The following is a 14,984-nucleotide window of genomic DNA, read 5'->3' on the forward strand; positions in this document are numbered from 1 at the left end:
TGGATAAGAATACATTTAAAATATCAGAATTATGGAAACCCGAATTGGAGCTGAATTTAAAACGAATTGGAGCTGAAATGCCGGAAGAAAGTATCAGAAAACTGGAACTTTTGCAAAAGCTTCATCATCTTTCTGACAATGTATTGGAAAAAAAACGGATTTGAAATTGACAGATATTCAGGCTCATTTCAATGTCGCGCAATAGTAGAAGATAAAAGAGAGAGGTGTTTTTTTAGTAATTTTTTGATGAGATGGACAAGGCTTTATCAGCAGTTTGGAAACAGAAAAATGCTGTAGTTTGTAGTAAAATAGGATATGTAGTTTTAAAATCTTCAATTTTCCGTACCTTTGTGGCTAATTTTATATTCAATGCAACTCGGAAAAACCCAGACTTTAAAAATTTCAGAAAAAAATCATTCAGGATGGATCCTGGTGGATGAATCAGGCGAAAAAGCTTTCTTGCCTAAGGTTTTCACCAGTGATGATAAAGAAATTGATGATGATGTTGAAGTTTTTGTCTATCAGGATGACGGAAAATTAAAAGCGACCACTGAAATTCCATTGGCCGAAGTAGGAGAGTATGCCGTAATGAGCTGTGTACAGAGCCTTCCGAGCGGTGCATTTATGGACTGGGGAATTATTAAAGATCTTTTTATCCCTTACAAACAGCAGAAATCAAAAATCCTCGAAGGTAAAAGATATTTAGTTCATCTTTATGTAGATGAAGTTCTTGATCTGATCACCGGAACTACAAAATTCAAAAGAAACCCTCAATATCAGGATCTTCCTTTCGAAAAAGGTGAAAAAGTAGATCTGATTATGATGAATGAAAGCGAATTGGGCTGGAATGTCGTGATCAACAAAAAGTACATTGGACTTGTGTATACATCGGATGTATTTAAAAAACTATATCCATTATCAGAAGAAGGAGGGTACATCAAGGCTATTCGTGAAGATGGCAAGATCGACATCTCTTTGCAGTCTGAAGGTTTTGAGAATGTAGATGAATTCAAGCAGAAAATTCTGGACAAACTGGAAGAGAACTACGGACTTCTTTATCTTTCAGACAAGTCTACGCCTGAAGAGATCAAAGATGAGCTTCAGATGAGCAAAAAGAATTTTAAGAAGGCCCTCGGTGGACTTTACAAAGATAAGATCGTTGATATTTCAGATGATAAAATAAAATTAGTATAAAAATAAAAAACGAGCAGAATTTTCTGCTCGTTTTTGTTTTTAATCCCTGTTCTTTACCAGAAGACATCCGCTGTAGGTTCTTCCGTCAGAATGGTTTCCTAATATTCCAATAATTTTTTCTTAATTATTGAATTTACCACCGCTTATATCAAAGCAATCTCAAAAACATGATGGATATCATGACAATTTTGTTTAATTATTTTGTTTAACAATTTTGTCAAAAACAGAATTTGATTTACATTTGCACAAAATTGTTTAACAATAATGTCAAATCAAGCGAAAAAAGACCAAACACAGGAATTGATCAAGGAGACAGCGAAGAATTTATTCTTTGTGAAGGGGAAATTTGATGCTACTACCCAGGAGATTGCAGATGAAGCCGGAGTGAACAGAACATTGATCAACTATTATTTCCGCTCAAGAGATAATCTGATTCAGATCATTTTTGATGAAGCTCAAAGAGTGGAACAGGAAAAATCCAAGATCATTCAGAATGCAGATCTTCCTTTTAAAGTAAAGATCAGCAAATTTATAGAAAGTAGCCTTTCTACAAGTCTTCAGTATCCTTATCTGGAAACCTATATCGTTTCACAGATCAATAAAGGAAACTGCAATCAGAGAGACATCGAAGAAGATGTTCTTGAAACTCTTTATAAAGATATTGAAAAAGAGATGGAGCTCGGAAATATTGAAAAAATGGCTCCGGTTCAGTTTATTCTGAATATGGTTTCTCTGCTCGTATTCCCGAGTGCTATCAGACCTTTATTTATGGAGAATCTGATGATCAGTGACGAGGAATATGACAAGATTATTTCCGAGAGAAAAGAGATCATTATCAACATGCTTTTTAAAAATTAAAAAAATGTTAAAGTATTTTATGAAATGATTCGTCCTTTAGAAACAAAAACCTTGACGGAAAAATTACATTAAAAAAATAAACGAAGTATAATATTATGAAAAGAAAACGTATAACTGCTAAAAAGCTAAAAATTGGGATAGCTGCAGCATTTATGATTTTCGGCTTTTCATCGGTATCTGCCCAGCAGCAGGTTTCTTTACAGGAAGCTATCAAGCAGGCGCTACAGAACAAAGCAGAGGCCAAAAAAGCTGCTTTACAGATCAAAAAAGCTGAATATAAAATTGATGAGGCCAGAGCTGGTGCCCTTCCGCAGATCTCTGCTACAGCAGGACTTACCTATAATCCTGTTATTCAGGAGTCCTTGCTTGAATTTGGAGGAGAGAAGATCAGAGCCCAATTGGGACAGCCTTGGAGCTCTACAGCTTCCGTACAGCTTCAGCAGGCTTTATTTGACCAGAGAGTTTTTACAGGTCTTAAAGCCGCGAAATCTACAAGAGAATTCTACGTTTTGAATGCTCAGCTGACCAACGAACAGATCATTGAAAATGTAGCAACAGCTTACTATCAGGTGTTTGTACAGGTAGAAAATTTGAAGACGGTAGAAGCCAGCTATACCAATACCGAAAGAGTAAGAAACGTGATTAAAAGCTTGGTAGATAATGGTCTGGCAAAAGCTATTGATCTGGATCGTACCAATGTTCAATTAACGAATATCGGTTCAAACAAACAGCAGCTAATCAATTCTGTTGAACTTTCAAAAAATGCTTTGAAGTTTTATATGGGAGTTCCGATCGGTACTGAAATCGAGCTTGAAGAAAAAACAATCGAACCAAAACCGGAATTGATCGCAAGTACTTTAAATCTTGATAACCGTACGGAAATTAAAGTTTTAAATAAGAACAGAGAACTTCTTCAGTTTAATAAAAAAGCGACCGAAGCCTATCTTTATCCTACCGTGAGCCTTACAGCGAACTATGGTTGGGCTGGTATGGGTAAAAAATTTCCTTTAACCAATGGTCTTAATAATGGAGTTCTTTGGAGCGACTATTCTGCCGTAGGTTTAAACATCAATGTTCCGATTTTTACGGGGGGTGCTACAAAAGCTAAAATTCAGCAGGCAGAAATTGATATTCAGGATCTTGATCAGGATATTCAGAATACGCAGCTGACTTTGGATCTGGATCATAAAAATGCCATTGCCAATATGGAAAATGCCATTATCAATATCCAGAGCATGAAAGATAATGTTGATCTTGCTGAAAGAGTTCAGAAAAATACACAGTCGAATTATCAATATGGTTTAGCAACATTGACCGAAGTTTTGGATTCTGAAAATGCATTAACGCAGGCAAAACAGAACTATTCAAACGCATTGCTGGATTACAAACAGGCTGAGATCAAATTAATTAAAGCTAAAGGGGAACTGAACACACTACAAAACTTATAATAAACTAAAATGAAAAAAACTTTAATATATATCATCGTAGCAGCGGTCTTAGTCGGTTTAGCGGCTTACAAGATTGCAGATAACAAAGAGAAACAGACAAAAGAAGTTAAAGAAGTTGCCAAACAGGTTGATAAAATCAACGTGAATGTGGTAACGGCTACAAGAGAAAATATTGATACTGATTACTCAGCCAACGGAACTTTCATTCCTAAGCAGGAAATGAATCAGTCTTCTGAAATCGCAGGACGTATTGTGAATGTTCTGGTAAAAGAAGGATCAAGAGTTTCTGCCGGACAGACTTTGGCAACCATTAAAAAAGATGCTATTGAAGTAGATGTAGCACAGGCCCAAAATAACCTGCAGAATGCTATTATCGACAATCAACGTTACGAAAATGCCTTCAAAACAGGAGGGGTTACCAAACAACAGGTTGATAACTCAAGATTACAGCTAAAAAATGCACAGGCAGCGGTGAGAGCACAGGGAGTAAGAGTGAATGATGCTAGTATCCGTGCAGGAATCAGTGGTACGATCAATAAAAAAATGGTTGAACCGGGAACTGTAGTTTCAATAGGAACTTCAATGTTTGAAATCGTTAATATCAATAGCCTTAAATTGTCTGTGTTGGTAGACGAAAGCCAGGTGGGAAAAATTGCATTGGGTCAGGAAGTTCCAATTAATGTTAATGTTTTACCGGAAGATTCTTTCAGCGGTAGAATTACATTTATTGCGCCTAAAAGTGATGCCTCTTTAAATTTCCCTGTGGAAATTGAAGTTCAGAACAGAGGAAACTTAAAAGCAGGGATGTACGCAACGGCTTTGTTTAAAACCAATCACGGTGCTGAAACTCAAAATATGCTGACTGTTCCTGCAGAAGCTTTTGTGAACGGAGTAAGTTCAGGGCAGTTATTTATCGTAAGCAAGGGAACGGCTAAACTGATCAAAGTACAAACCGGAAAAGTATACGGTGACAAAGTTCAGATCTTAAGCGGACTGAATGGCGGCGAACAGGTAATTACCAGCGGACAGATCAACCTTGATAACGGTTCGAAAATCAATATCGTAAAGTAACAGAAGATGAAGTTAGCAGAAATATCCATTAAAAGGCCGTCCCTGGTTATTGTATTGTTTACGATATTGACGTTGGGTGGTTTATTAAGTTACTCCATGATGGGGTACGAGTTGATTCCGAAGTTTGAAACCAATATGGTAACCATTTCTACGGTATATCCTGGAGCTTCGCCTGCTGAGGTGGAAACTTCGGTAACCCGAAAAATTGAAGATGCCGTGGGTTCACTGGAAAACGTAAAAAAAGTAGAATCTTCATCTTACGAAAGTTTATCGGTAATTATGGTTCAGTTGAATACCGGTGCCGATGTAAACTATGCTTTGAATGATGCACAGAGAAAGGTAAATGCTATTTTGGCAGATCTTCCCGACGATGCAGATCCTCCTTCTTTGCAAAAATTCTCATTGGATGATCTCCCGATCATGACTTTGAGTATTTCCAGTGACAAGCTGAATAATAAAGATCTTTATGACCTTTTAGATAAAAAAATAGAGCCTATTTTTTCCCGTGTCAACGGGGTAGCTCAGGTTGACCTTGTAGGTGGGCAGGAGAGAGAGATTCAGGTAAGCTTAGATGAAAAGAAAATGCAGGGATATGGTCTTGCCATTGCAGACGTACAGCAGGCCATTCTTTCTTCTAACTTAGATTTCCCAACGGGAGCTTTGAAGACAAGAACTTCAAGATCTACGATCAGACTTTCCGGAAAGTATAAGAGTGTAGATGAGATGAATAATCTTGTAGTTTCCAATAAAAATGGAGCTCAGGTTCGTTTGTCTGATATTGCAACTGTTTTCGATACACAGAAAGATGTGGAGAAAGTGGCAAGATACAATCAGAATTCAACGATTTTGCTTCAGGTTAAAAAACAATCTGATGCCAATGCGGTTTCAGTTTCAGAAGCAATTCAGAAAACGATTGCTAATGTTCAGGACAATTATAAAACTCAGGGGGTTAAAATCAATATTGTAGATGATACAACAGATTTTACGCTTGAAGCTGCAGACCACGTAATTTTCGATTTATTCTTAGCGATTATCCTGGTAGCAGTAGTAATGTTATTATTCCTTCACAACATCAGAAACGCATTTATCGTAATGGTTTCAATTCCGATGTCATTGATTGCAACGGTAATCGGGATGTATCTGATGGGGTATACCTTAAACCTAATGAGTTTATTGGGACTTTCATTAGTTGTTGGTATTCTTGTGGATGATGCGATTGTAGTTTTGGAGAATGTTTACCGTCACATGGAGATGGGGAAAAGCAGAATTCGTGCAGCCTACGATGGTGCTTCCGAAATTGGATTTACGGTAACGGCTATTACCCTGGTAATCGTGGTGGTATTCTTACCGATCGCGATGAGTTCAGGGCTGGTTGCTGATATCCTGGCGCAGTTCTGTGTAACGGTGGTTATTGCGACATTATTTTCGTTATTGGCTTCATTTACCATCATTCCTTGGTTATCTTCAAGATATGGTAAACTGGTGCATTTAACAGGTAAAAATCCTTTTGAGAAATTTATCCTTTGGTTTGAAAAGCAATTGGAGAAATTCACTCATTGGATCACAGGAATTTTGGAATGGGCGTTGAAATCTACATTAAGAAGAGTTATGACGGTGATCGTTACGTTCATTATCTTGATTTCTTCATTCATGTTGGTAGCATTCGGATTTATTGGAGGTGAATTCTTCCCTAAAATGGACAGAGGACAGTTCCTTGTTCAGATGGAATTACCAAAAGATGCTTCTGTAGAAAAAACCAATCAGATTACTTTAGCGGTTGAAAAATACCTTAGAAATGATAAAGATGTAGTGGATATGATCACAACGGTTGGTCAGCAATCATCAGGTTTTGGTGGGGCGCAGGCTACGTTGTATCAGTCAGAGATTCAGGTAATTTTGGTAGATAAATCTGAGCGTAATGAAAGCACAGATATCAAGTCTGCAAAAATAAAGAGAGCCTTGGAAGAAAAATTCACAGGAGTTGAATTTAAAACCGCACCGATCGGATTAATGGGAGCAGATAATGCACCAATTGAAATGGTGGTAACGGCCCAGGATAACGAAACGGCCAATAAAGAAGCAAACAGAATTCTTGAATTGCTTAAAAAAGTTCCTGGTTCTGTAGATGCAGAATTATCCACGGACTCCGGAAGTCCGGAAGTACAGGTAAATATCGACAGAGATAAAATGGCATCTTTAGGCTTAAATCTTTCCAGTGTAGGACAAACGATGCAGACTGCATTCAGTGGAAATACAGACGGGAAATTCAGAGCCGGAGAATATGAATATGATATCAACATCCGTTTTGGTGATGCCAACCGACAGTCTATTGATGATGTAAGAAACCTGATGTTTACAAACCCTAAGGGTGAGCAGATCAGACTGAGTCAGTTTGCAGATGTAAAAATGGGTTCAGGTCCGAGTTTGTTGGAACGTAGAGATAAAGCACCTTCTGTAAAGGTAAAATCTAAAGTGGTAGGTCGTCCTGTAGGAGATGTTGCCAACGAATGGGCCGCTCAGTTTATGGAAAACGAAAAGACAAAACCAGCTGGAGTAAGCTATATCTGGAGTGGTGATATGGAAAACCAGACTGAAGGTTTCGGTACGTTAGGGATTGCATTAATGGCCGCTATCGTATTGGTTTACCTGGTAATGGTTTCACTGTATGACTCATTTGTATATCCGTTTGTGGTATTATTCTCCATTCCTCTGGCATTGATCGGGGTAATGGTTATTCTTGCCATCACCGGAAATTCATTGAACATCTTTACGATGCTGGGGATGATCATGTTGATTGGTTTGGTAGCGAAGAACGCGATTATGATTGTCGACTTTGCGAATATGAGAAAAGAAGCCGGTGCCAATACGCATGATGCTTTGATTCAGGCCAACCACGCACGTCTTCGTCCGATCCTGATGACAACGATTGCGATGATATTCGGTATGATCCCGATTGCGATTGCAAAAGGAGCAGGAGCAGAGATGAACAATGGATTGGCTTGGGTAATTATCGGTGGTTTAACATCATCATTATTCCTGACGTTGATCATTGTACCGGTAGTGTATTCATTATTTGATTCAATTCTAAGAAGAATGGGCAAAGGTGAAAAAGTAGACTACGATACTGAAATGAAAGCTGAATATAAGCATAAAGAACTAAGTGAGGACGGTTATACCCCGAAACACACAGACTAACATAACAACCATTAATTAACGTAAAAGCGCATCAGATTTCTGATGCGCTTTTTTGATCTTAAATAGCTTATTTTTTTTAACGCAAAGTTTCTATTCTGCACTTTTTATTTTGAGGAAGGCAAAGAATAGCCGGCTATGCCGCTGATTAAGCTATCCAGTAACCATGCACCTTAATCGAATCAATCTTTGATTGATTCCCTCTTTGCATCCTTATCATGAATTATAATAATTAATCCTTTGTGTTAAAAAAATCATTAAAAGTTCACAACTTAAAATATTTTTTATTAGTTCCAACTTTGTTTTTTGTCCTAAAAAAAGGCTTCCAGAATGAACTGAAAGCCTTTAGCTTATTGTAATAGAGAAAATTAATCTTCCATAGCCTCTCCGGACTTTCTGTAGATAAAGTTTCCATAAATATGTCTTCTTGCAAAACGGCTTGGCGAGTCAGAATTCACCATTTTGATATACGTGTTTCTTGGAACACCAATATATTCGTACATTTTTCCGTTTAAATGCTGAACTTTCAAAACGGCTTTTTCAAGATAAAAATCCTGAATATTAGATTTTGCAATCGTTTCCGTATATTCTTCTTTATATTTTTCCTGCGTTTCCTCGTTGATGCTCACCAAAAAGTGATAAGCTTCAATCACAGATTTGCTTTTTTCTTCTGCTTCCAGTTTTCCGGCCTCGTCATTAGCAAATTTATCAGGATGCGAATCTTTCATCGTATTTCTGTAAATTGTCTTTAATTCCTTTAAAGTAACGCTTTTATCAACCCCAAGAAGCTTTCTGTGTTCACCAACTCTTTTCATATGTAGATATTTATTGATTTAAGGTCATATGCAATCGCCTACAAAAGTTGTAATAGCGATTTCATACTATATAATCCTTATTTCGGGGTGCAAAATTAAGCTTTTTAATTGTAAAAACCGTAAGTTATTCAGTATTAATTTATTCGTAGATGTTATAAGAAAAGAACTTTGTTAACAAAACCTTAACCTTGCTTTGCTTTAACCTGACCAATAAAGCTATCGAGTGTTAATATTTTTTCTCTAAATTCTTCAGGAAAGCTTTTTAAATAAGGTTTAGGTACTACAAGACAAACATCTGAATTATACATTTCTTTTAATTGATTTGATGATATACCTTGTTGTAAAGTAAATAGATGTTTTGTTTTAATTCTGTCTGCCTCATTTAAAATTTGTCTCCATCTATCTTTACAAGTGGTTTTAGATGCTAAAAATGTAAGATGTTCGATGTTAAATTTAGGATTATGATAAGCCACAGATTGTGGAAATAAAAAGTCTGGCTTTTTATTTCCTTCTGTTATTGCTTGTGTTGAATATTGTATATCGAAATTATTAAATACTTCTGATAAATGATGTTCTAATGACTTTCCCGCCCTACTTTTTCTTCTGTTTAGAATAGTATTCGCAAAAATTATTAATTGTTCGACGTCTTCAAATGGAGTTTTAATTGTATTTGAATATCTATTATTTTCAAATTCTTTAAAAAGTTGAAATTCAGCTCCAATCCAACTCAAAAGATGTTTGTCAGGTTCTCGTTTAATTTTGTTTTGAGTTATTCTGAAGGCAGAATTATAACAATTTCTAGAGTTTGTAGATAATTCTAATGTTGTTGGAAACTCAAGTGTTGTTTTATTAATAAATACTTTAAAGCACTCTAAAAGTTGCTCCTCGGAAGTAAATTGATAACCTTTATCAATTACTTTATTGGTTTCTGTGGAATTAATATTTAGTTCAGCAAAAAAAGTTTCGATATCATCGTCGCTGCTAAGAATAAAAGCTCTATAATACTCTAAGTTTTCTTTACAAATGATAAGTAAATCACCTATATTTTCATCATTTCTATATGGGAAATTAGATCCAAGTCGAGTTAAATGACATTCGTTTTTGCTTCCAAAATATTTAAACCTACTCGTTGTTTCAAAATTATCTTGCCACTTAATTGTTACAAACTTTTCATAATCTGTGTTTTTTGCAATATTAGTGTTAAAAATATCTTCTAGAAAGGATTTTCCAATATAAAAACCTGCCTGATGGCTTCGCGATTCTCCATGAGTGGTTTTGCCAACATCATTTGCTTTAATAAATTTGGTATAAACAATATCAAGATTTTGAGCATGGTAAATAGCTTTTTCTAATATATTACTCATTATTGCTTTTTTATACAATTAATAATTTCTTTTCCTATAGCTTGAAATAATGGGGAAACAACTGAGTTTCCAAATTGTTTATATGCTTGATTATCTGAAACAGGAATTATAAAATTATCAGGAAAACCTTGTAATCTGGCGCATTCTCTAGGAGTAAGTCTTCTTGGGTTTTTTCCTTCTTGAGGTATAAGAATTTCAGCTCCATCTTTATAATATCTAGCACTCAATGTTCGTGAAATTCCACTTAAATCTGTCAAACCAAATCCAAAACCATTTCCTTTTGCCTTATGTTTTTTTGCATATTCTTGTAAGTAATTCCACAATTTATCCGATAATGTATATTTTGGATCTACATTATTTTCTAATATATCTTTAATTGCAAACTTTTTTTCTGGCATTTTAGGGAATTCAAAGTTTTCTTCTCTATTAAAAACTCTTGTATCAAATCCAATGATAATAATACGTTCTCTATGTTGTGGAACAAAATGTTTTCCATCAAGAATTTTACAGTGAATGTTATAGCCTATATTTTCTAATGTTTCTTTTATGACTCTAAATGTATTTCCTTTATCATGTGAAACTAGATTTTTTACATTTTCTAAGAGAAAAGCTTTTGGTCTTTTATACTCAATTATCCGTGCAACATCAAAAAATAATGTTCCTTGAGTTGCATCTAGGAATCCATGGGCTCTACCGAGAGAATTCTTTTTTGATACACCAGCAATAGAGAAGGGCTGACATGGAAATCCAGCTGCTAAAATATCATGATCAGGAATGTTTTCTTCGTTAATTTTTGTTATGTCCCCGAAAGGAACTTCACCAAAATTAGCATCATAAGTTTGTTTAGAAAATTTATCCCATTCACTTGTAAAAACACATTGTCCGCCTAAATTTTGAAAGGCAAGTCTAATTCCTCCAATGCCAGCAAATAAATCGACAAATTCAAATTTTGCTTTTTTAGGAGGAGGAAATGGGATATCCCATTTTATGGGTAAATAAGCTTGAAAATTAGGCTCTTCAACAAAATCTAATTTATCATAAATTTTGTATAATTGCTTTTCTGCGTTGGATTTATAATATTTGGAAACTCCGTTTTTAGGATTCTGAAAATAGTGCGTGAGATAAGCTAAATTGTTTTCAGTTTCTTTAACAACTTCAAATTTTAATCTCTCTTTTATGTCTGAATACTTCATGCTCATATGAGGTGCAATTTCGGAATTTTTTTTCAAATTAGACTTAAGAAAGAAATGGGTATTATAAAAATTATTTATGTAAAAGTGAAACAAAATTTTTGATTGAAATAGTTATATTTTGATTTATAAGGATATTAGATTACTTCGTCTCAATCTCCACAACCTTCTTCCCATATTCCCCCAAATATTCCGTTAGCAATTTTTCAAAAGATTTATAACCATCATCCACATTAGTGAAAATCACAATCCCGTCTTTCGTCTTAGGGATGATAAAGAAAATGGTTTGTACTCCTTTGTCTGATCCGCCATGAGATAGAGCGATATTTCCATCTCCCAAATTGTAGATCTCGAAGCCCAGACCAAAAGCTTTTCCCTTTTTAGTGATCACCTGTCCGGTTTTCATATCCTCAACAACTTTTTTGGAGAGTCCATCACCATTAATCACACTGATTAAAAACCGACTGTAATCTGATACGGTAGTCATGAGGTCGTCTGCCGCGTTAGAGGTCGTTGATTTTACCGTGGGATACATATTTTCATCCTTGTCATAGCCTTCTGAAAATCGTAGGGCATCCTTTTTCTCGTTCCAAATATAGGAAGTATCCTTCATCTTTAAAGGTTGAAAAATAAGTTCTTCCGCAAGCTGGTTCAGGGTTTTATTGAATTTTTTTTCCAAAGCTCTTCTCAAATATTCAAAACCTTCCCCTGAATACTGATACTTTGTTCCCGGATCAAACTGAAAATTCAGTTTTCCGTCAGCATTCATCCAACGCCAGTTAGGAAATCCTGTCTGGTGGCTTAAGATGATTCGGGTCGTCAGTTTCTTATTTCTGGGATCCTGGGCAATATCAGGATCTGTCCAGTACTTGTCAAGAGGCTCATCAAGATTCCATTTTCCTGCACTGATCAATTTTAAGGCGACGATGGCTGTAACTGGTTTAGTAAGGGAAGCCACATTGAATAATGTATTGTCAGGCGCTGCATTTCCATCCCTCAATGCTCCATAGACTTTTATCTTTTCAATTTTTCCGTTTCTAATAATGCCAAGTCCAACATTTGGAACTTTATTTTCCTTCATCCACTGTTCAAAATCTTTGTCATTATCCGTTTTAACTCTCTGATCCGATTGTTGATTCGGTTTCAGGTCAGGATTTCTTTCGGTCTGTGCAAATAAATTTGATGTGATGATGCACAGGCTTACAGTGATGATGGTTTTTTTCATTAGGGATAATAGTTTTATGATAGATGTGATATCAAAACTACGGTAATTTTTATTGAGAAGGAATTTTATATTAAAATAAATTTTGGCTAAAGCCGGATGAATACTTTCGTTTTTGAAGATGGGCTAAAGCCCGCTTATCATAAAGACAGAATGAAAAAGGCTTTAGCCAAAACATAAAAAAAGCAGAAGTAAAACTCCTGCTTAAAAATTATAATGATTATATCTTTAGCTTTCCTGTAGTACATACGCGGCAGCGGCTTCCCGTGACGCTTCAACCATTGCAATCAGAGCCTTTTCCGTCTCATCCCAATGCCTTGTTTTCAAACCGCAATCGGGATTCACCCAAAGTTGTTGTGCCGGAATTACGGCCTGTGCTTTTTGCAGCAGATGAATCATCTCTTCTTTAGACGGAACTCTTGGTGAATGAATATCGTAGACTCCTGGACCGATCTCATTCGGATATTTGAAATCTGCAAAAGCCTGAAGCAGCTCCATCTGGCTTCTTGAGCACTCGATGGTGATCACATCAGCATCCATGTCTGCAATATTATGAATGATATCGTTGAATTCAGAATAGCACATATGCGTATGAATCTGTGTTGTATCCTCCACACCCGAAGCTGAAATCCTGAAGGCTTCTACGGCCCATTCCAGGTATTGTTGCCATTCGGATCTTCTGAGCGGGAGACCTTCTCTGATGGCCGGTTCATCAATCTGAATAATTCTGATCCCCGCCTTTTCCAAATCGTTTACCTCATCTCGGATGGCCAGTGCAATTTGTTTACAGGTTAAAGATCGGGGCTGATCATCACGGACAAAAGACCATTGTAAAATGGTCACCGGACCTGTAAGCATTCCTTTTACCCATTTTTGAGTCAGAGATTGCGCATACTGAGACCAGTAAACTGTCATCGGGTGGGGTCTGTGAACGTCACCATAGATTACGGGAGGTTTTACGCAGCGGCTTCCATAGCTCTGAACCCAGCCGTTTTGAGTGAAGGCAAATCCGTCAAGCTGTTCACCGAAATATTCTACCATATCATTCCGCTCAAATTCTCCATGTACCAATACATCGATGCCGATCTCTTCTTGCCAGCGGATGGTTCTTTCTGTTTCTTTTTTCAGCAGATCATCGTATTGACCGGCAGTCAGTTCGCCTTTTTTGAATTTTGCTCTCCAGGTTCTTACTTCTTTAGTCTGAGGAAATGATCCGATGGTTGTTGTTGGAAACAGAGGAAGTTGCAGAACTTTCTGTTGATCTTCTTTTCGGATACTGAACGGGCTGTTTCTCTTGGCATCATCTTCAGTGGTTACATCTACGCGGTCTTTCACATTCTGATTGTGTATTAACGCTGACGTTTTACGGGTATCGGTGGCTTTTTTGTTTTCGGCATATTGCTGTAAGGTCGGATAGTCTGCATTGCCTGAAGCCAGTTTTTTTAAGGTAACAATTTCATAGACTTTTTGTTTGGCAAAAGCCAGCCACTGTTTAATTTCAGGAGATAATGTCTTTTCATTCGTCTCCAGATCAAGATCGAATGGGGAGTGGAGGAGTGAGCAGGATGGAGCAATGAAAACTCTTTCGGAACCGATTGTATGTATTGCTTTTTCTATGAAGCTTAATGATCTTTCAAAGTCATTTTTCCATATATTTCTTCCGTCCACAATGCCTAAGGACAGACTTAGGGTTTGAGGAATAACGTTTAAAATTTCATCCAGCTGTTCAGGAGAACGAACCAAATCAATGTGTAAAACATCAACTGGAAGAGAAGTTGCCAGTGAAAGATTATCTTTTAATCCATCAAAATAAGTAGCTATAATAAACTTTAAATGGGGAAACTGTTTCCTGATTTCAGTGTAAATTACTTGATAGGTTTCTTTCGCTTTTTCATTTAAATCTAATGCTAAGAACGGCTCATCAAACTGAATATATTCAGCATCGTGATTTTCCAGTTCTTTTACAATCTGAATATAAACCGGAAGCAGGTTTTGAGCTAAATCCAGTTTGTCGAAACCTTCTTCTTTTTCTTTTCCCAGCAATAGATAGGTCAGCAAACCGATAATGACAGGTTTTGCATTGATTCCGGCTTGTTTTGCACTAATAAATTCCTGGATGATTTTATTGGAGAATAATTTGAATTCCTGATTTTTCTGAAATTCCGGAACGATGTAGTGATAATTGGTATCAAACCATTTCGTCATTTCCATCGCGGTGATATCCAAACCGTCTTTTTGAAAACCTCTTGCCATGGCAAAATACAGATCAAGCTCTGAAGAAGATTCTTTGGAGGCGATTTCCTGATAACGTTTAGGAATAGCTCCAACCGTCAATGTCATATCCAAAACCTGGTCATAATACGAAAAATCGTTACAGGGAATAAGATCTATTCCTGCTTCCTGCTGCAGTTTCCAGTTTTGATGGGTAGTGGTTTTTCCGATCTCCAAGAGTTCGTTTAAAGACGTCTTGCCTGACCAATATTGCTCGCAGGCTTTTTTGAGTTCTCTGTTGCTACCAATACGCGGATAGCCAAGTAGGTGTGTTTGCATTTTCTTTTCAACTTTTTAATTAAACATTAATTATCAAGTTCTTTTGGAATGCTTCGCAATGCTGCCGATGAGAGGTTTTT

Annotated in this window: 10 protein-coding genes; 5 read left to right on the forward strand and 5 right to left on the reverse strand. The window is 36.5% G+C overall.

Features of this window, described 5'->3' with window-relative positions:
- Positions 1-369 precede the first annotated feature (369 nt).
- The 5 genes from HHL23_RS09945 (at position 370) to HHL23_RS09965 (ending at position 7,766) form a co-directional block, all read left to right on the forward strand.
- Positions 370-1,194: a CvfB family protein gene (locus HHL23_RS09945; protein ID WP_169234657.1), complete on the forward strand. Its 825-nt coding sequence runs from the start codon at positions 370-372 to the stop codon at positions 1,192-1,194.
- A gap of 264 nt (positions 1,195-1,458) precedes the next feature.
- Positions 1,459-2,052 carry a TetR/AcrR family transcriptional regulator gene (locus HHL23_RS09950; protein ID WP_169234658.1) on the forward strand — a complete coding sequence of 198 codons (594 nt, stop codon included), beginning with the start codon at positions 1,459-1,461 and terminating at the stop codon, positions 2,050-2,052.
- Positions 2,053-2,147: 95 nt separating this feature from the next.
- Complete coding sequence (locus HHL23_RS09955) at positions 2,148-3,500, forward strand: TolC family protein (protein ID WP_169234659.1); 1,353 nt, start codon at positions 2,148-2,150, stop codon at positions 3,498-3,500.
- Between the two features lie 9 nt (positions 3,501-3,509).
- A complete protein-coding gene (locus HHL23_RS09960) occupies positions 3,510-4,571 on the forward strand; it encodes an efflux RND transporter periplasmic adaptor subunit (protein ID WP_169234660.1) in 1,062 nt (353 codons plus the stop codon).
- 6 nt (positions 4,572-4,577) lie between these two features.
- A complete protein-coding gene (locus HHL23_RS09965) occupies positions 4,578-7,766 on the forward strand; it encodes an efflux RND transporter permease subunit (protein WP_169234661.1) in 3,189 nt (1,062 codons plus the stop codon).
- Positions 7,767-8,131: 365 nt separating this feature from the next.
- Here the strand turns inward: HHL23_RS09965 and HHL23_RS09970 are convergent, their stop codons facing one another.
- The 5 genes from HHL23_RS09970 to metE form a co-directional block, all read right to left on the reverse strand.
- Complete coding sequence (locus HHL23_RS09970) at positions 8,132-8,578, reverse strand: KTSC domain-containing protein (protein WP_169234662.1); 447 nt, start codon at positions 8,576-8,578, stop codon at positions 8,132-8,134.
- Between the two features lie 182 nt (positions 8,579-8,760).
- Positions 8,761-9,942: a type II restriction endonuclease gene (locus HHL23_RS09975; RefSeq protein WP_169234663.1), complete on the reverse strand. Its 1,182-nt coding sequence runs from the start codon at positions 9,940-9,942 to the stop codon at positions 8,761-8,763.
- The gene (dcm, locus tag HHL23_RS09980) at positions 9,942-11,135 is read right to left on the reverse strand and encodes a DNA (cytosine-5-)-methyltransferase (protein ID WP_317174681.1); all 1,194 of its coding nucleotides are present in this window, start codon (positions 11,133-11,135) and stop codon (positions 9,942-9,944) included. The genes HHL23_RS09975 and dcm overlap by 1 nt, the downstream gene beginning before the upstream one ends.
- Before the next feature lie 139 nt (positions 11,136-11,274).
- Entirely contained in the window at positions 11,275-12,357 is a 1,083-nt protein-coding gene (locus HHL23_RS09985; protein WP_169234665.1) for a serine hydrolase domain-containing protein, read from the reverse strand.
- A gap of 225 nt (positions 12,358-12,582) precedes the next feature.
- Positions 12,583-14,904, reverse strand: coding sequence for a 5-methyltetrahydropteroyltriglutamate--homocysteine S-methyltransferase (metE, locus tag HHL23_RS09990; RefSeq protein ID WP_169234666.1), 2,322 nt, complete (start codon positions 14,902-14,904; stop codon positions 12,583-12,585).
- Positions 14,905-14,984: the final 80 nt, after the last annotated feature.

The organism is Chryseobacterium antibioticum (genome assembly GCF_012927325.1).
GTDB lineage: Bacteria > Bacteroidota > Bacteroidia > Flavobacteriales > Weeksellaceae > Chryseobacterium > Chryseobacterium antibioticum.

Coding starts and splice junctions, on each gene's coding strand:
- HHL23_RS09945 (WP_169234657.1), top strand. CDS start 370: ATGCAACTCGGAAAAACCCAGACTTTAAAAATTTCAGAAAAAAATCAT.
- HHL23_RS09950 (WP_169234658.1), top strand. CDS start 1,459: ATGTCAAATCAAGCGAAAAAAGACCAAACACAGGAATTGATCAAGGAG.
- HHL23_RS09955 (WP_169234659.1), top strand. CDS start 2,148: ATGAAAAGAAAACGTATAACTGCTAAAAAGCTAAAAATTGGGATAGCT.
- HHL23_RS09960 (WP_169234660.1), top strand. CDS start 3,510: ATGAAAAAAACTTTAATATATATCATCGTAGCAGCGGTCTTAGTCGGT.
- HHL23_RS09965 (WP_169234661.1), top strand. CDS start 4,578: ATGAAGTTAGCAGAAATATCCATTAAAAGGCCGTCCCTGGTTATTGTA.
- HHL23_RS09970 (WP_169234662.1), bottom strand. CDS start 8,578: ATGAAAAGAGTTGGTGAACACAGAAAGCTTCTTGGGGTTGATAAAAGC.
- HHL23_RS09975 (WP_169234663.1), bottom strand. CDS start 9,942: ATGAGTAATATATTAGAAAAAGCTATTTACCATGCTCAAAATCTTGAT.
- dcm (WP_317174681.1), bottom strand. CDS start 11,135: ATGAAGTATTCAGACATAAAAGAGAGATTAAAATTTGAAGTTGTTAAA.
- HHL23_RS09985 (WP_169234665.1), bottom strand. CDS start 12,357: ATGAAAAAAACCATCATCACTGTAAGCCTGTGCATCATCACATCAAAT.
- metE (WP_169234666.1), bottom strand. CDS start 14,904: ATGCAAACACACCTACTTGGCTATCCGCGTATTGGTAGCAACAGAGAA.